At 69.9% G+C, this 13916-nt stretch carries 16 protein-coding genes and 1 pseudogene; 14 read left to right on the forward strand and 3 right to left on the reverse strand.

What is annotated here, in order from left to right; all coding sequences use genetic code 11:
* The first annotated feature begins 49 nt into the window (after positions 1-49).
* Genes D7W82_RS33405 through D7W82_RS33420 form a run of 4 tightly spaced genes read left to right on the forward strand, consistent with a single transcriptional unit; the run spans position 50 to position 4488 of the window.
* Positions 50-2179 carry a carbohydrate binding family 9 domain-containing protein gene (locus D7W82_RS33405; RefSeq protein WP_120622186.1) on the forward strand — a complete coding sequence of 710 codons (2130 nt, stop codon included), beginning with the start codon at positions 50-52 and terminating at the stop codon, positions 2177-2179.
* A gap of 20 nt (positions 2180-2199) precedes the next feature.
* Positions 2200-3042, forward strand: coding sequence for a class I SAM-dependent methyltransferase (locus D7W82_RS33410; protein ID WP_120622187.1), 843 nt, complete (start codon positions 2200-2202; stop codon positions 3040-3042).
* A gap of 4 nt (positions 3043-3046) precedes the next feature.
* Positions 3047-3877, forward strand: a complete 831-nt coding sequence (locus D7W82_RS33415) for a DUF692 family multinuclear iron-containing protein (RefSeq protein ID WP_120622188.1) — start codon at positions 3047-3049, stop codon at positions 3875-3877.
* Positions 3874-4488 (forward strand): hypothetical protein, encoded by a 615-nt coding sequence (locus tag D7W82_RS33420; protein ID WP_120622189.1) that lies wholly within the window; start codon positions 3874-3876, stop codon positions 4486-4488. The genes D7W82_RS33415 and D7W82_RS33420 overlap by 4 nt, the downstream gene beginning before the upstream one ends.
* Before the next feature lie 16 nt (positions 4489-4504).
* Here the strand turns inward: D7W82_RS33420 and D7W82_RS33425 are convergent, their stop codons facing one another.
* The gene (locus tag D7W82_RS33425; RefSeq protein WP_120622190.1) at positions 4505-4999 is read right to left on the reverse strand and encodes a YbhB/YbcL family Raf kinase inhibitor-like protein; all 495 of its coding nucleotides are present in this window, start codon (positions 4997-4999) and stop codon (positions 4505-4507) included.
* Between the two features lie 384 nt (positions 5000-5383).
* Between D7W82_RS33425 and D7W82_RS33430 the strand changes: the two genes are divergently transcribed.
* The 6 genes from D7W82_RS33430 to ychF all read left to right on the forward strand — a co-directional run bounded on the left by D7W82_RS33430 (position 5384) and on the right by ychF (position 9330).
* Positions 5384-5650 carry an AtpZ/AtpI family protein gene (locus D7W82_RS33430; RefSeq protein WP_120622191.1) on the forward strand — a complete coding sequence of 89 codons (267 nt, stop codon included), beginning with the start codon at positions 5384-5386 and terminating at the stop codon, positions 5648-5650.
* Entirely contained in the window at positions 5647-6060 is a 414-nt protein-coding gene (locus D7W82_RS33435) for a hypothetical protein (protein ID WP_120622192.1), read from the forward strand. The genes D7W82_RS33430 and D7W82_RS33435 overlap by 4 nt, the downstream gene beginning before the upstream one ends.
* Complete coding sequence (gene atpB / locus D7W82_RS33440) at positions 6060-7115, forward strand: F0F1 ATP synthase subunit A (protein ID WP_120622193.1); 1056 nt, start codon at positions 6060-6062, stop codon at positions 7113-7115. The genes D7W82_RS33435 and atpB overlap by 1 nt, the downstream gene beginning before the upstream one ends.
* Positions 7116-7256: 141 nt before the next feature.
* Complete coding sequence (locus D7W82_RS33445; protein ID WP_120560834.1) at positions 7257-7487, forward strand: ATP synthase F0 subunit C; 231 nt, start codon at positions 7257-7259, stop codon at positions 7485-7487.
* A 139-nt stretch (positions 7488-7626) separates the two neighbouring features.
* Positions 7627-8175 (forward strand): F0F1 ATP synthase subunit B, encoded by a 549-nt coding sequence (gene atpF / locus D7W82_RS33450; protein WP_014400381.1) that lies wholly within the window; start codon positions 7627-7629, stop codon positions 8173-8175.
* Positions 8176-8220: 45 nt separating this feature from the next.
* A complete protein-coding gene (ychF, locus tag D7W82_RS33455) occupies positions 8221-9330 on the forward strand; it encodes a redox-regulated ATPase YchF (RefSeq protein WP_120622194.1) in 1110 nt (369 codons plus the stop codon).
* Positions 9331-9406: 76 nt separating this feature from the next.
* On the opposite strand, the gene D7W82_RS33460 is transcribed toward ychF, so the two are convergent.
* Together D7W82_RS33460 and D7W82_RS33465 are read right to left on the reverse strand one after the other, a co-directional pair.
* Positions 9407-9694: a hypothetical protein gene (locus D7W82_RS33460; protein ID WP_171426637.1), complete on the reverse strand. Its 288-nt coding sequence runs from the start codon at positions 9692-9694 to the stop codon at positions 9407-9409.
* A 95-nt stretch (positions 9695-9789) separates the two neighbouring features.
* Positions 9790-11166, reverse strand: coding sequence for a citrate synthase (locus D7W82_RS33465; RefSeq protein ID WP_120622196.1), 1377 nt, complete (start codon positions 11164-11166; stop codon positions 9790-9792).
* Between the two features lie 100 nt (positions 11167-11266).
* Between D7W82_RS33465 and D7W82_RS33470 the strand changes: the two genes are divergently transcribed.
* From D7W82_RS33470 to D7W82_RS33485, 4 genes and pseudogenes are all read left to right on the forward strand, one after another.
* A complete protein-coding gene (locus D7W82_RS33470; RefSeq protein ID WP_120622197.1) occupies positions 11267-12046 on the forward strand; it encodes a class I SAM-dependent methyltransferase in 780 nt (259 codons plus the stop codon).
* A 14-nt stretch (positions 12047-12060) separates the two neighbouring features.
* Positions 12061-12561 (forward strand): cupin domain-containing protein, encoded by a 501-nt coding sequence (locus tag D7W82_RS33475; RefSeq protein WP_120622198.1) that lies wholly within the window; start codon positions 12061-12063, stop codon positions 12559-12561.
* A gap of 15 nt (positions 12562-12576) precedes the next feature.
* Positions 12577-13077: a hypothetical protein gene (locus D7W82_RS33480; RefSeq protein ID WP_120622199.1), complete on the forward strand. Its 501-nt coding sequence runs from the start codon at positions 12577-12579 to the stop codon at positions 13075-13077.
* 49 nt (positions 13078-13126) lie between these two features.
* A pseudogene (locus D7W82_RS33485) lies at positions 13127-13916 on the forward strand (hemagglutinin); the annotation flags it as partial.

A 13916-nucleotide genomic window follows, 5' to 3' on the forward strand; every position in this document is an offset into this window, starting at 1 on the left:
CTCCTGAACCGGCCCCCGTGGCCGCCCTCACCCCCACCTCGGAGCCTGGATGAGCCCCCTTCGCCACGTGTGTCGCTGGGGCACCGCGCTGTTGGCCGCGCTGGTGCCCACGCTGGGGCACGCTGATTCGACGTACAAGGTCACCGCGACGCGGACGCAGGACACCATCACCATCGACGGCAAGGGGGACGAGCCCGCGTGGCAGGCGGCCCCGGAGATTTCCGGCTGGTACCTCACGCGCGTCAACTACGGCAAGCCCGCGCCGGACGACACCAAGGTCCGCATCCTCTACGACCAGGACAACCTGTACTTCCTCTTCCACTGCATCGACTCCAAGCCGGAGCGCATCACCGGCTACACGGTGCAGAACGAGGGGTTCCTCCACCAGGAGGACAACATCACCATCATCCTGGACACGTTCCTGGACCACCGGAACGCGTACTACTTCTGGACCAACCCGCTGGGCGTGCGCACCGACGGGCGCATCGTGGATGACGGCGAGGCGTTCTCCACCAACTGGCGCGGGGAGTGGGAGACGAAGTCCACCATCGTGAAGGACGGGTGGATTTCGGAGGTGCGCATCCCGTTCGCCAACTTCCAGTTCGAGACGAAGGACGAAATCTCCTTCGGCATGCTCCTGGACCGCGAACAGTCGCGCAACCAGGAGTGGAGCAACTGGACGCCGGACGGCGTCAACAGCGCGAAGGTGAGCCGCTACCCGCACCTGGAGGGGCTCAAGGGCATCAAGCCGCGCTCCATCTTCAGCATCACCCCGTACGTGGCCACCACGGTGGCGCTCAAGACCACGGACGACCGGGGCGTCTTCCGTCCCAACGTGGGCGCGGACGCGCGCATCGACCCGACGCCCTGGCTGGCGGTGAAGCTCACCGCCAACCCGGACTTCAGCGACGCGGAGGCGGACCAGAGCTTCCTCCTCCTGGACACGGACATGCCGCTGCTGCCGGAGCGCCGCGCGTTCTTCACGGAGAGCGAGCACCTCTTCATCGCGCCCATCAACGTCTTCACCTCGCGCCGCATCGCGCTGCGGCCGCATGACCGGGTGTGGGGCGGCCTGCAGCTCACCGGCAAGCTGGGGGGCTTGAGCTTCTCCCTGATGGACGTGCAGCACCGCGACCTCACCGGCCGGGACGCCAACGGCCGCGAGGTCTTCGAGAACGTCAACTCCGGCGTCATCCGCTTGCAGCAGGACATCGGCAAGCGGTCGATGATCTCCGTGGTGGCGCTCAACCGCAGCGGGCGGGGCGGGCTGTTCGGGGACTCGGACTTCCAGACGGTGGGCGTGGACGGCAACTTCCACCTCTTCGAGGAGTTCTTCATCCAGGCGCAGGCGCTGAAGAGCTGGAGCCCGCTGGGCAACGAGGACTCGGACGCGTACCACGTGGGCCTGCACCGCTTCGACACGCTGTCGGAGTTCTGGTTGCAGTTCGAGGACATCGGGAAGAACTACGCGAACCCGCTGGGCTGGACGCCGGTGGTGGACAAGCAGGGCTACAACTCGCGCCTGTTCCTGAACCCGTTCCCCGGGTGGCGCTTCCTGCCCCGGCTGGACGTGACGTGGGACTCGCTGTGGCGCCGCAACCACGAGGGCGAGCGCACCCGCTGGCGCAACCGCCTCAACGTGCAGCCCTACCTGCACCACGACTTCGCGCTCTACCTGGAGGGCATCTACGACGACAACCTGGGCTTCCGGGACCGGCTGGGCACGTTCGGCTTCACCCTGTTCCCGCACGACTGGCAGAGCTACACGCTGACGGCCGTCGCCGGCCGCTTCCTGGGTGGGGAGATCCGCGGCTTCAACGGCGCGGTGAACATGAAGATTGGACCGCACATCGTCGCGCGCTTCAGCGGCTTCTACACGCGCAACTTCAACGTGCCGACGAACAGCGACCTCTACGGCACGTCCGGGGACGGCTACAGCTTCTCCGGCTACGCGCAGCTGCGTTACCACTTCAGCCCGGACCTCTACGCGCGCCTGACCTTGCAGAAGGGCGGCGTGTACGAGCTGGCGGACTACAACTCCGTGAAGGGCACGTTCCTGGACGCGATGGTGGGGTGGCACTACCGCCAGTGGAGCGACATCTTCCTCGTCTACACGGATCAGCCCTTCGGCGGCTCCCAGGAGCGGCGGATCCTCTCGAAAATCTCCTTCAACTACTGACCTGTCCAAGGGCCATCCGCATGACCTCCGCCGATCCGCAGAGCCTCAAGCGCCGCTACGACGAGGTGTCCCCGAAGTACGACCAGGGCGCGCCGGACGCCACGGCCATCAAGCTGTTCTGGCTGACGTACGAGCACCTCACCTGGAAGCCGGTGGAGGCGCTGCTGCCGAAGGACGGCACGGCCTGGCGCGTGCTGGACGCGGGCGGCGGAGGCGGCAAGTTCGGCACGCGCTTCGCGGAGGCCGGACACCACGTCACCGTGCTGGACATCTCGCCGGGCATGCTGGACGGAGCGAAGGCCCAGTTCGCCGCGAAGGGGCTGCTGGACCGCGTGGCCTTCGTGGAGGGGAACGTCGCGGCGCTGGAGCTGCCGGACGCGGCCTTCGACCTGGTCTTCTGCGAAGGCGACCCGGTGTCGTACTGCCTGGACGCGTACCCGCGCGCGGTGAAGGAGCTGGTGCGCGTGGCGAAGCCGGGCGCGCCGGTGGTGCTGGGCGTGGACAACCGCTACGAGGCGTTCTCCGGCTACCTGAAGATGAACAAGCCGCAGGAGGCCTTCCGCACGCTCCACGACGGCCGCACGACGTGCCCGTACGGGCTGCCGGTGCACGCCTTCACGGTGCGCGAGCTGGAGCGCGCGGTGGCGGACGCGGGCGCGGAGCTGCTGGAGATCTTCGGCAAGCCGGTGATGTTCTTCGACATGCTCAAGGCGATGGCGGCCTCGCACGGCGGCACCGCGGAGAAGCCGTGGGATGCGTGGGCCGCGCGCGAGGAGATACTGGCGTTGCAGGAGAAGCTGGCGCACGAGGGCTTCGCCGTCCTGGGGCAGCACTTCCAGGTGATGGCGCGGCGCAAGGGCTGAAGCCATGGGCCTTCCCTTCCTGGGCGTGGGGCTCAGCTACCGCTGGGACCTCAATCCGCACCTGGCGCGCGGCAACCCCGGCGTGGACTGGCTGGAGGTGACGCCCGAGCACTTCCTGCCGCTCACGCCGGACTCGGAGCGGCGGCTGGAACTGCTCGCGAAGCGCTATCCGCTGGTGGGCCACAGCCTGGAGCTGTCGGTGGGCTCGGACGGCGTGGACGCGCCCGGCTACCGGGACGGCTTGAAGCGCGTCCGCCAGCTCACGAAGAGCGTCTGGCATGGAGACCACCTGTGCTTCACGCGCGTGGGGAACCTGCCCCTGCGCGCGCTGACGCCGGTGCCGCTGACGGAGGAGGCGGTGGCCACGTGCGTGCGCAACGTGAAGGCGGCGCGAGCGGACCTGGACGTGCCCTTCGTGGTGGAGAACATCGCGTATCTCTTCCACACGCCGCTCAACACATTGGATGAGGCGGAGTTCCTGCGCCGCGTGGTGGAGGGCGCGGACTGCGGACTGCTGTTGGATTTGCACAACCTCCATTGCAACGCGGTCAACCACGGGTTCGACCCGTATGCCTTCCTGGACCGGCTGCCATTGGAGCGCGTGGTGCAGGTGCACCTGGCCGGCGGCGTCACGATGGAGGGATTGAGATTGGACAGCCACTCCGCGCCGTCTCCGGAGGAGGTGTGGCGCCTGTTGGAATACGTCGCGCCACGCAGCCCGGTGCGCGGGGTGAACTTCGAGATGGACAGCGGCTTTCCTCCCTTCGCGCGGCTGGTGGAGGAGCTGGCCCGCGCGCGAGCCATCCTCCAGCGCTGCGGTGCGAGCGCGGCATGAGCTACCCACGAACGCTGGAAGTCCTGGCGCGGCTGCACGTGGACCCGCGCTTCCGTGAAGCGTGGCGCCGTGATGCCCCCACGGCCCTGGCCCCGCTGGGCCTGACGCCGTTGGACGCGGAGGCACTCCAGCGGGTGGAGCCGGTGGTGGTGGAGCGCGCCGGCCGGATGATGGACTTCCACCGCACCGAGCGCGTGCGCGAACAGCTCCCCTGGGTGGACGAAGCGAAGCGGCCGGAGCTGGGATTGCCGCGAGCGCGCTTCCTCCAGGACGTGCCGCCGGAAGTGCTCAACCGCGAGGAGGCCATCGCGTACTGCCGCTTCCTGGAGGCGGACGAGCACGCCCCGCACGCGAAGCTCCTCCAGCGGCTGCCCGCCTACGTGCCCCAGTTGGCCCGGTGCGAACGGCTGCGCCTGTCGCTCGCGTGGGGGCTTGCCCCGATGCCGGCGTCAGGCCCGCGCGTGGAGTCCTTCGACCATCCGGTGCTCACGCTGCTCGCCGCGCTGGACGCGCCGGGCTGGCCCCCGGTGGAGCCGAAGCCCACGCGCGTGGAGTACCTCAAGGTGCCTGGCCTGCCCGCCGTGATGCTGCGCGAGCTGCCGTCACCTTGAGGTGCCCCGTGCGCCTTCAGTGCTTGCGGTGGTGCGTCTTCTCATAGGTGCCCATGAGCTGCGTCTCCCCCACGATGTGGCCCTCCATCGCCTTGAGCAGCTCCGTGCGGGTGGGCTGCTTCAGGTCCGGCAGCACCGTGTCCAGGGCGTACAGCTTGAAGAAGTACCGGTGGCTGCCGATGGGCGGCATGGGGCCGCCGTAGTCCTGCCGGTTGAAGTCGTTGCGCCCCAGCTTCACCCCCTCCGGCAGCACGTCCAGGGTGGCCCCGTCCGGGATGTTCTGGGTGTTGACCGGGAGGTTGTAGAGGACCCAGTGGCAGAAGGTGCGCTGGGGGTTCGCCGGGTCCGGCGCGTCCGGGTCCTCCACGATGAGGGCCAGGCTCTTGGCCCCGGCGGGGAGGTTCTCCCAGTGAAGGGGAGGGGCCTTGTCGTCGCCCTCGCCGGTGTAGGCGATGGGGATGGGCATCCCGTCCTTGAACTTCGGAGAGGTGAGTTCGAGCGGCTTCGGCATGCGTGACTCCTTGGGCATGAACGGCCAACGTGACCCCTGCCAAGCTGGCGATGCCCCAGGCCCGGTGCTGAGAGACGGAGGGCGCTCCGCCCGGCCGCCCGTCACCTCCCTGGGGCCTGGCCGCCGCTGATCCACCGGGCGCCCCCCGGGACGCCTGCTCCTTCGAGCCCCTTTTACAGAGGAGAAACCACCCCCATGACCCCGGCGCCGTGGTAGCTGCGCTTGCGGGTGCCGCAACCGCTGCTGGCGGTGGGGTGCCCCGCGTCCCCGTACCGGTTGCACGCGCCGCTCATTCGGTGCTAAGCGGCGCCCGCGCGTGTATGGGCGGGGCCGGGGTTGGTGAAGGAAACCCAAGACTTTTCCGGGGTTTGGTGAGGCGTCCGCATGGCAGACCAGGAGCCTCGGAAGCAGGCGGACGCGCCGGGCAGTGAGCTGGGCGAGACGGCCCGGCAGATGCGGGCGGCGGAGCCGTACATCTCCGCGGTCTGGAAGCTGGTGGGCGGGGCGGTGGTGGGGGTCCTGGGAGGCTACTTCCTGGACAGGTGGCTGGGGACGTCGCCCTGGCTGCTCCTGGGCTTGAGCCTGGTGGGGATTGGCGTGGGGTTCTACGGCTTCCTCCATGCGATGGCGCGGCTGGGGAAGCGCAAGTGACGGGGACGGGTGGACAGCCGAAGCGGGACCCGTTCTGGACGCACGCGGGGCTGGCGGCGGCGGTGATGGGCGTGGGCGCGGTGGTGGCGGCGGCGCTGCCGAAGGTGACGGAGGACCGGGTCGCCGCGCTCCTGGGCGTGGGCATCGCGGCGGTGACGGGTGTGCTGGCGCTGGTGCTGAAGCGGCGCGCGGCGATGCAGGCGGATTTGAAGGCGGCGTTGAAGGTGGTCGGTGTGGTCTTCGCCCTCAGGGGCGTGGGCCTGGGGATCGGGCTGGCGTGGGTGGTGTCCCGGGGTTTGAGCGCGATCGCGTTCGTGGGCGGCTTCTTCGGCGTCTACTTCGCGCTGCAGTGGATTGAAGTCAGCTACGTGATGGCCGCGTCGAAAGACACGGCGGGCGGAGACGAGTGATGCGCAAGGCAATGGTGCTGTTCGCCTGTCTGTTCGCGGGCGCCGTGTGGGCCTCCGACCAGGCCAATGAGCACGGCTACGCGAACGAGGCCCAGGACGCCGAGGGCGAGGACGTCGCCGGCTACATCCTCCACCACGTGGCGGACTCGAACGAGTACGAGTTCGAGGTCCCCCTCAGCCACAACCACATCCCCATCCACCTGCCGCGGATCCTCATCCCGCTGAGCGAGGGCGCCTGCACGCCGGTGGCCGACCCGCACGGCGGCGGTCACGGCGAGGTCTACCCGGGCCTGGGCGCCGGCTGCCTGGACCTCTCCATCACCAAGCACACGGTGATGATGTGGCTGGCGGCGCTGCTGCTCATCGGCTCCCTCCTCATCTGGAGCAACCGCGACAAGACGAAGCTCGTGCCGCGCGGCGCCGGGGCGAACCTCTTCGAGATGCTCGTGCTGTTCGTGCGCGACGAACTGGCCATCAAGAACATCGGCAAGGAGGAGGGCCCCCGCTACGTGCCCTACCTGCTCACCGCGTTCTTCTTCATCCTCTTCATGAACCTGCTGGGCCTGTTCCCCTGGATGGCGACCGCCACGGGCAACATCGCGGTCACCTGCGGCCTGGCGCTGTGCACCTTCTTCGTCACGCAGGCGGCGGGCATCCGCGCGGCGGGCATCGGTGGCTACCTCAAGCACCTGACGGGCGGCGTGGCCCCCTGGCTGTGGCCCATCATGATTCCGGTGGAGTTCCTGGGCCTGTTCACCAAGCCCTTCGCGCTCACCATCCGTCTGTTCGCCAACATGCTGGCGGGCCACATCGTCATCTTCTTCCTGCTGGGCCTCATCTTCATGCTCCGCAACCCCGCGGTGGCGCTGGTGAGCGTGCCGTTCGCCTTCGGCATCTACCTGCTGGAGCTGTTCGTGGCCTTCGTGCAGGCGTACGTGTTCACCATGCTGTCGGCGCTGTTCATCGGGATGAGCGTGGCCATGGGCCACCACCACGACGAGCACCACGAGGCTGGCGCGAGCCACGACCACGGCAAGGCCCACCACCTGGGCTGACAAGTTGACGGGGCGCCTGTCGGAAGACGGCGCGCCCCGGTTGAAGACCCGGCGGTTCGAAAGGCCGCCGGAGGTTGTCCAAAAGGGCCCCCACGACCCCCCCACAAGCGGGTCCCGCCTCACGAAAGAAGACGTGCTCCCATGACCAACCTCGCTCTTGCCTTCCTCGCCGCCGGTATCGGCGCGGGTCTCTCCATCATCGGCGCCGCGCTCGGCATCGGTAAGCTGGCCGCCGCCGCCATGGACGCCACGGGCCGTCAGCCGGCCGCCGGTGGCGACATCCGCACCACGATGATCATCGCCGCGGCCCTCATCGAAGGCGCCACGCTGTTCGCGCTGGTCGTCTGCATCCTGCTCGCCATCAAGCAGTAAGGCCGGCAGGTCGCAACGGGAGCCGGCGTCCGCTTCGGGAAGAAGGGGCGCCGGCGCTCCGGCTCGCAGTGCGCAGCACCTGTCTCACCTGAAGTCTCCCGCATCCTCCCTCTGTCTCTTCGCTTCACCGGGACCCGCCATGTTCCTGCCCTCTGTCCTCGCCGCCAGCAGCTTCGTGGAGGTCCGTCCGGGCCTCATCTTCTGGACCATCGTCACCTTCGTCATCGTCCTGCTGGTGCTGCGGGCGAAGGCGTGGGGGCCCATCCTGTCGCTCGTCGAGGAGCGCGAGAAGCAGATCTCCAACGCCATCGAGAGCGCCAAGCGTGAGCGCGCCGAGGCGGAGAAGCTGCTCGCCGACCAGAAGACGGCCATCGCCGAGGCCCGCCGCGAGGCCGCGGAGACCACCCGCCGCGTGCAGGCGGACATGGAGAAGTTCCGCGACGAGCTGATGGCCAAGAGCCGCAAGGAGGCGGAGGAGCTGAAGTTGTCCGCCCGCCGCGAGATTGAGGACCAGAAGGCCAAGGCCATCGCGGAGGTCCGCTCCATGGCCGTGGACCTGGCCATGGAAGTGGCCGGCAAGCTCATCAACGAGCGCATGGACGACGCCAAGCACCGCGCGCTGGCCGAGCAGTTCGTGCAGGGCCTGCCCGGCGCCACCAGCGCCACGGCGACCCGCCGCTCGGCCTAAAGGCCGGGAGTCTTCCGCCGCGCCCGCCTGTTCCAGGAATCCATCATGGCTCTCTCCATCGGCATCGTCGGTCTGCCCAACGTGGGCAAGTCCACCCTGTTCAACGCCCTGTCCGCCGCGGGCGCTCAGGCGGCGAACTATCCGTTCTGCACCATCGAGCCGAACGTGGGCGTGGTGCCGGTGCCGGACGACCGCCTGGACCAGCTGTCGGCGCTCGTGAAGCCGCTGAAGAAGATCCCCACGTCGCTGGAGTTCGTGGACATCGCCGGCCTGGTGCGCGGCGCGTCCAAGGGCGAGGGTCTGGGCAACCAGTTCCTGGGGAACATCCGGCAGGTGAACGCGGTGCTCCACGTGCTGCGCTGCTTCGAGGACGACAACGTCACCCACGTCGAGGGAGGCGTGAACCCGGTGCGGGACCGGGACGTGGTCGACACGGAGCTGTGCCTCAAGGACCTGGAGACCGTGGAGAAGCGCCGCGAGCGCTCGCTGAAGAACACCAAGATGGGTGGCAAGGCGGGCGACGAGGCGAAGGCCGAGGTCGCGCTGCTGGACCGCATCAAGGCGAAGCTGGATGAAGGCATCACGGTGCGCGCGCAGAAGCTCACCGACGAAGAGAAGGCGGCCATCCAGGACCTGTTCCTGCTGACGGACAAGCCCGTGCTGTACGTGGCGAACATCAGCGAGAAGCAGATTGGCAAGGAAGACAGCGACCCGCGCGTGCAGCAGGTGCGCGAGATGGCCGCCAAGGAAGGCGCGGGCGTGGTGGTGCTGGCGGCGGCGCTGGAGTCGGAAATCCAGCAGCTCGCCGAGTCCGACCGTCCCGGCTTCCTGGCGGACTCCGGCCTGACGGAGCCGGGCCTGCACAAGGTCGTGCGCGAGGGCTACAAGCTCCTGGGCCTGTGGACGTACTTCACGGTGGGCGAGCAGGAGTGCCGCGCGTGGACCATCCACAAGGGCTTCAAGGCGCCGCAGGCGGCGGGCGTCATCCACTCCGACTTCGAGCGCGGCTTCATCAAGGCGGAGGTCTTCGCGTGGACGGACCTGGTGAAGCTGGGCAGCGAGTCGGCCGTGAAGGAGAAGGGCCTGCTGCGCGTGGAAGGCAAGGAGTACGTCGTTCAGGACGGCGACTGCATGCACTTCCGCTTCAACGTCTGACGCGGGGCCTTCCCCGCTGTTGGAAGTGACGACGGGCGCTGCCTTCCACTCACGGAAGGGGCGCCCGTTTCGTTTGCTAGCGCGGACCGCTCAGCCACGTATAGCCCCACAGGCCCACGGCGAGCACGGCGAGCACGGTGGAGAGGACGGCGGAGCGCTTCGTGCGCCCGGTGGGGTCCGGGTGGTTCAGGGCGTACTTCCACACGCCGCCCACGCGCAGGGCCAGGAAGAGGAGCAGGAGGACGGGGCCGACGAGCTGCCAGCCCTCGGGGCGCTTGAGGATGACGATCCACGAGGCGATGAACGCCACGTTGCCGAGCAACATCAGGGCGGGATAGGGCAGGGTCGGACGGGAGGTGCTCACGGGGCCGCCAGTGTGTGCACGGGAGCCCGGAGCGCCAAACGGAAAGCCGCGCGGCGTGCACGCCATGTGACAGCCGCGCGGAATGTTTCACGGTGCTACCGGGCGGGGGCCTCCACGTAGCGGGCGCGGGGGCGGAGCAGGTGGCCCTGTTCACGCTGCTCCAAGACGTGGGCGACCCAGCCCGCGGTGCGGCCCAGGCTGAACAGCACGGTGGCGGCGCCGGAGGGCAGGCCCAGCGCGTCCGCGAGCATCACCAGGCCCCAGTCCAGGGACGGTGGGGGATGGCCAGCGTCCCGCATGGTGTCCATGACGGCGCGGGCCACGCGGACCTTGGGTGCCTCGGGCTTCACGCTCAACGCGGCGTCGACGAGCGGCGGCGTGCGCGGGTCTCCCTTCAGGTAGAGGCGGTGGCCGAAGCCCGTCACGGCTTCGCCCCGGCGCAGGCGGCCGTGGACGACCTGCGCGGCGCGCTCGGGGCGGCTGACCTCCGCGATGAGCGCTTCCACGCGGTCGCAGGCGCCGCCGTGACGGTGGCCGGAGATGGCCGCGAGCGCCGCGCTGATGCACGCGTACAGGTCCGCGCCGGAGGAGGCCGTCACGCGGGCCGCGAAGGTGGAGGTGTTCAGCTCGTGGTCCGCGCAGAGCACCAGCGCCAGGTTGATCAGCTCCGCGGTCCGCTTCGGCTTCGCGTCCCAGGCCGTGGCGAGTGACGCGGCCACCGTGGGTTCCTTCAACGCGCGCGACACGCGACCGGGAGCCTGGGCCACGCAAACCCATGCGCCCAGGTGGCGGATGATCCGCCGCGCGCGAAGCATGTCCTGCTCCACGGGCGCGGCGAAGCGGCCTGCGTCACTCGCGGCGAGGAGCGGCACCAGCGCCGCGAGCGCGGAGAGAGGTGGCGTGTCTCGCGGGAGCATGGCCGCGAGCGCGGCGGGAGAAACGAGCAACGCGTCCCTGGACGCGGAAGCGCCGCGCTCCGAGGCTGAACGCGTGCCGCGCGTCAGCGTCTCCGTGCGCCCGGCGGTGTCCCACGGTGCTTCCGGCGCGGGCCACGCCGTGGACTCCAGCGGCAGGCGCCCGGTCCACAGCAGCTCCGCCACGTCCTCGAAGCGGTGCCCCCGTGTGGCCAGCTCCACCGCGTCGTGGCCCCGGTACGAGAGTCCCTCCTCGCTGATGCGCGACACCGACGAGTCGATGACGGGCTCGCCCCAGCGCAGGGCCCCGGATGCCACCGCTGCGTGGCCCGCGCGAGCGTCGTGGCGTGTCTTCAACCGCTCCACGTCCGCGCGCAGGTAGCGGTTCTCCTTCGTGCCCTTCTCCGGCACGCAGCGCACGAGCCCCCGGCTCACGTACGTGTAGAGCGTCGCCCGCTTTACCCCCAGCAGGGCCGCTGCCTCCTCCGCGCGCAGCAGCTCCTCCTCAACTGGATGGTCGAATCGAGATTGAGAACGTCCCCCTGCACGACGCACCATGTTTCGCGTGCCTCCCTGGAGCGGAGTCTCGACTCGACTGGACCCTCCTGTCGAGCTGAGTCGCCCATGGGCGAGGCCATTCCAGGCGGGGAGAGCGACCATGAACGTGGACTTCGGACGCACGTCGTTGGACTACGCGAAGCACCGGGCAGGCTTCCCGGAGGCCTTCTACACACGGCTCGAACAGGACGGCGTGCTCACGTCCGGCCTGCGCGTGCTCGACCTGGGCACCGGCACCGGCACCGTCGCGCGCAACCTGGCCCGGCGCGGCTGCGACGTCACCGCCCTGGACGTGTCCGCGCCGCAGCTGGAGGCCGCTGCACGACTCGCCCGCGACGAGGGCCTCACCGTGGACTTCCGTGAGGCGCCCGCGGAGAACACCGGCCTGCCTTCGGGTTCCTTCGACCGCGTGTTCGCGGGCCAGTGCTGGCACTGGTTCGACCGCGCCGCCGCCGCTCGCGAGGTCTTCCGCCTGCTCAAGCCCGGCGGGAAGCTCATCCTCTGCCACTTCGACTGGACGGCCCTGCCCGGCAACCTGCTGGAGGCCACCGAGGCCCTGGTGGAGGAGTTCAGCCCCCGCGTCAAACTGGCCGTGGATCACTTCGGCCAGGGCGTGGGCATCTACCCGCAGTGGTTCCGCGACGTGGGCGTGGCCGGCTTCCAGTCCCTCACGTCCTTCACCTTCGACACGCTAACGCCCTACACGCACGAAGCGTGGCGGGGACGGATGCGCGCCAACGCGCGGATTGGCGCGATGCTCGCTCCCGAGCAGGTGGCCCGCTTCGACGCCGCGCTGGCCGCGCTCCTCGCCGCGCGCTTCCCGCAGGAGCCGATGTCCGTTCCCCACCGCGTGTTCGCGCTCGTCGCGGAGCGCCCGTGAAACAGGAGTCCACCATGGCCTCGCCCCACCTCATCCACGCCGAAGACGTCCCCTGGACCGAGCTCGCCCACGGCAGCCGCGTGGCGCTCAAGCGCAAGCAACTGGGCGCCGCCGCGCACGGGCGCAAGCTCGGGTGCAGCCTCGTGGAGCTTCCTCCGGGCCGCCGCTCGTGGCCGCTGCACTATCACCTGGGCAATGAAGAGGCCGTGTATGTCCTGTCCGGCACGGGGCAGATGCGACTGGGAGCCCAGACCCTGCCCGTGCGCGAAGGGGACTACGTCGCGCTGCCGCCGGGCGCGGAGTGCGCGCACCAGCTCATCAACGACGGCCCGGAGCCGCTGCGCTACCTGTGCTTCTCCACCATGGAGGCGCCGGACGTGCTCGTGTACCCGGACTCGAAGAAGGTGGGCGTCTTCGCGGGCGCGGCGCCGGGAGGTGACAAGGCCGCGCGCACGCTGATGGCGTATCTGCCCCTGGACGCGCAGGTGGATTACTGGGAGGGCGAGGAGCCCTGATAGGGTGCCCCGGCCATGGCCTCCCTGCTGGATGCGCTCGACCGCGAGCGGCTGCTCAAGGATTCCGCCGCCGCGTCCGGGCTCGTACCGAAGGGCGAGCCTCCCCACGTGTCGCTGTTGCGGCTGTGCGACGCGGGCCTGCTCGTGGGCGGGCTCACCGTGGGGTACGGCGTCCGGCCGGATGAGCTGGTGGGCCCCCTCACCGCGGCCATGGGCGGCGCGGCCCGCAGGTTCAAGGTCGTGGACGTGCGCGAGCGCCCCGCGCTGGAGCTGCACGTCGCGGCGGGCGACGTCACGGAGCGCTGGGAGGTGGAGGACGTGTCCGCGCTCGTGCACAACCTCAACGACCTGTACCGCGACGCGGCCGACGTGCGCGCGGTGGCGGTGCTGGGGGAGTGGGAGGACTCGCTCCAACTGCTCTGCGTCGAGCGCCGCGCCCTGGGGCGGCTCCGGCGGCAGCCCTTCTTCGCGCCCCTCAACGCGCGAGGGCTCCAGGACCTGATTCCGTCCCGCTGAAGCGGGGGCCTCCCTCGACCCCGGACGCCTGGTGGGGCACCATGCGGGCATGCGCATCACGCTGGCTCTCATCGTTGGATTGCTCCTGGCGCAGGTCGCTCGCGCGGAGCCGGATTCCTTTGAACTGGGCACCGGACGCGACGGCGTGCTCAGCCTCACCGTGGGACAGGGCGTCGCCCTGAGCAGCCACGCCCCGCTGGGGAGGAGCGTCGCGGCAGGGGGCCTGGAGCTGGTCGTGTCCGGCCTCGAGATTTCCGCCGGTGACCTGGTGATGATCCACGAGAGCACCGGCCTGGCCTCCGCGCCGGACGTGGGCAACGCGGGGCCCGTGTCGCTGACGGGGTCGGTCCCGCTGGGGCGCTGGGAGCTGGCGCGGGTGGAGAAGGTGACGTCCACCACGCCCGCTCTCCTCACGCTGACCGCGCCGCTGCGCTACGCGTACGCCACGGGGCGCGCCCAGGTGGTGCGCGTGGCCGAGTACTCCGACGTCGTCATCCAGGAGGGCGCGCGGCTCACCGTGTCGCCGTGGGACGGCAAGTCCGGCGGCATCCTCGCGCTGCTGGTGAGTGGGAAGGTCATCAACGATGGCCGCATCGACGCGGATGGCCAGGGCTCCCCGGGCGGCGTCTTCCGCACTGACGCAGCCGACCTGAATGGCTGCACGGCGTTGGAGCTGGAGCAGGGCAAGGGCGGATCCGCGCGCGGCGAGGGCGTGGCGGGCACGGCGTCCCGGAGCGGCCTCGCCACCGGGCGCGGCAACCTGGCCAACGGCGGGGGGGGCGGCAACTGCGCGGCGGCCGGCGGTGGCGGTGGCGGGCACGGCGGCCGCCGCGCAGTTG

It is taken from the genome of Corallococcus sp. CA049B (assembly GCF_003611685.1).
Lineage (GTDB): Bacteria > Myxococcota > Myxococcia > Myxococcales > Myxococcaceae > Corallococcus > Corallococcus coralloides.

Coding starts and splice junctions, on each gene's coding strand:
- D7W82_RS33445 (WP_120560834.1), top strand. CDS start 7,257: ATGACCAACCTCGCTCTTGCCTTCCTCGCCGCCGGTATCGGCGCGGGT.
- D7W82_RS33470 (WP_120622197.1), top strand. CDS start 11,267: ATGAACGTGGACTTCGGACGCACGTCGTTGGACTACGCGAAGCACCGG.
- D7W82_RS33415 (WP_120622188.1), top strand. CDS start 3,047: ATGGGCCTTCCCTTCCTGGGCGTGGGGCTCAGCTACCGCTGGGACCTC.
- D7W82_RS33420 (WP_120622189.1), top strand. CDS start 3,874: ATGAGCTACCCACGAACGCTGGAAGTCCTGGCGCGGCTGCACGTGGAC.
- D7W82_RS33465 (WP_120622196.1), bottom strand. CDS start 11,166: ATGGTGCGTCGTGCAGGGGGACGTTCTCAATCTCGATTCGACCATCCA.
- ychF (WP_120622194.1), top strand. CDS start 8,221: ATGGCTCTCTCCATCGGCATCGTCGGTCTGCCCAACGTGGGCAAGTCC.
- D7W82_RS33405 (WP_120622186.1), top strand. CDS start 50: ATGAGCCCCCTTCGCCACGTGTGTCGCTGGGGCACCGCGCTGTTGGCC.
- atpF (WP_014400381.1), top strand. CDS start 7,627: ATGTTCCTGCCCTCTGTCCTCGCCGCCAGCAGCTTCGTGGAGGTCCGT.
- D7W82_RS33480 (WP_120622199.1), top strand. CDS start 12,577: ATGGCCTCCCTGCTGGATGCGCTCGACCGCGAGCGGCTGCTCAAGGAT.
- D7W82_RS33475 (WP_120622198.1), top strand. CDS start 12,061: ATGGCCTCGCCCCACCTCATCCACGCCGAAGACGTCCCCTGGACCGAG.
- D7W82_RS33425 (WP_120622190.1), bottom strand. CDS start 4,999: ATGCCGAAGCCGCTCGAACTCACCTCTCCGAAGTTCAAGGACGGGATG.
- atpB (WP_120622193.1), top strand. CDS start 6,060: ATGCGCAAGGCAATGGTGCTGTTCGCCTGTCTGTTCGCGGGCGCCGTG.
- D7W82_RS33430 (WP_120622191.1), top strand. CDS start 5,384: ATGGCAGACCAGGAGCCTCGGAAGCAGGCGGACGCGCCGGGCAGTGAG.
- D7W82_RS33410 (WP_120622187.1), top strand. CDS start 2,200: ATGACCTCCGCCGATCCGCAGAGCCTCAAGCGCCGCTACGACGAGGTG.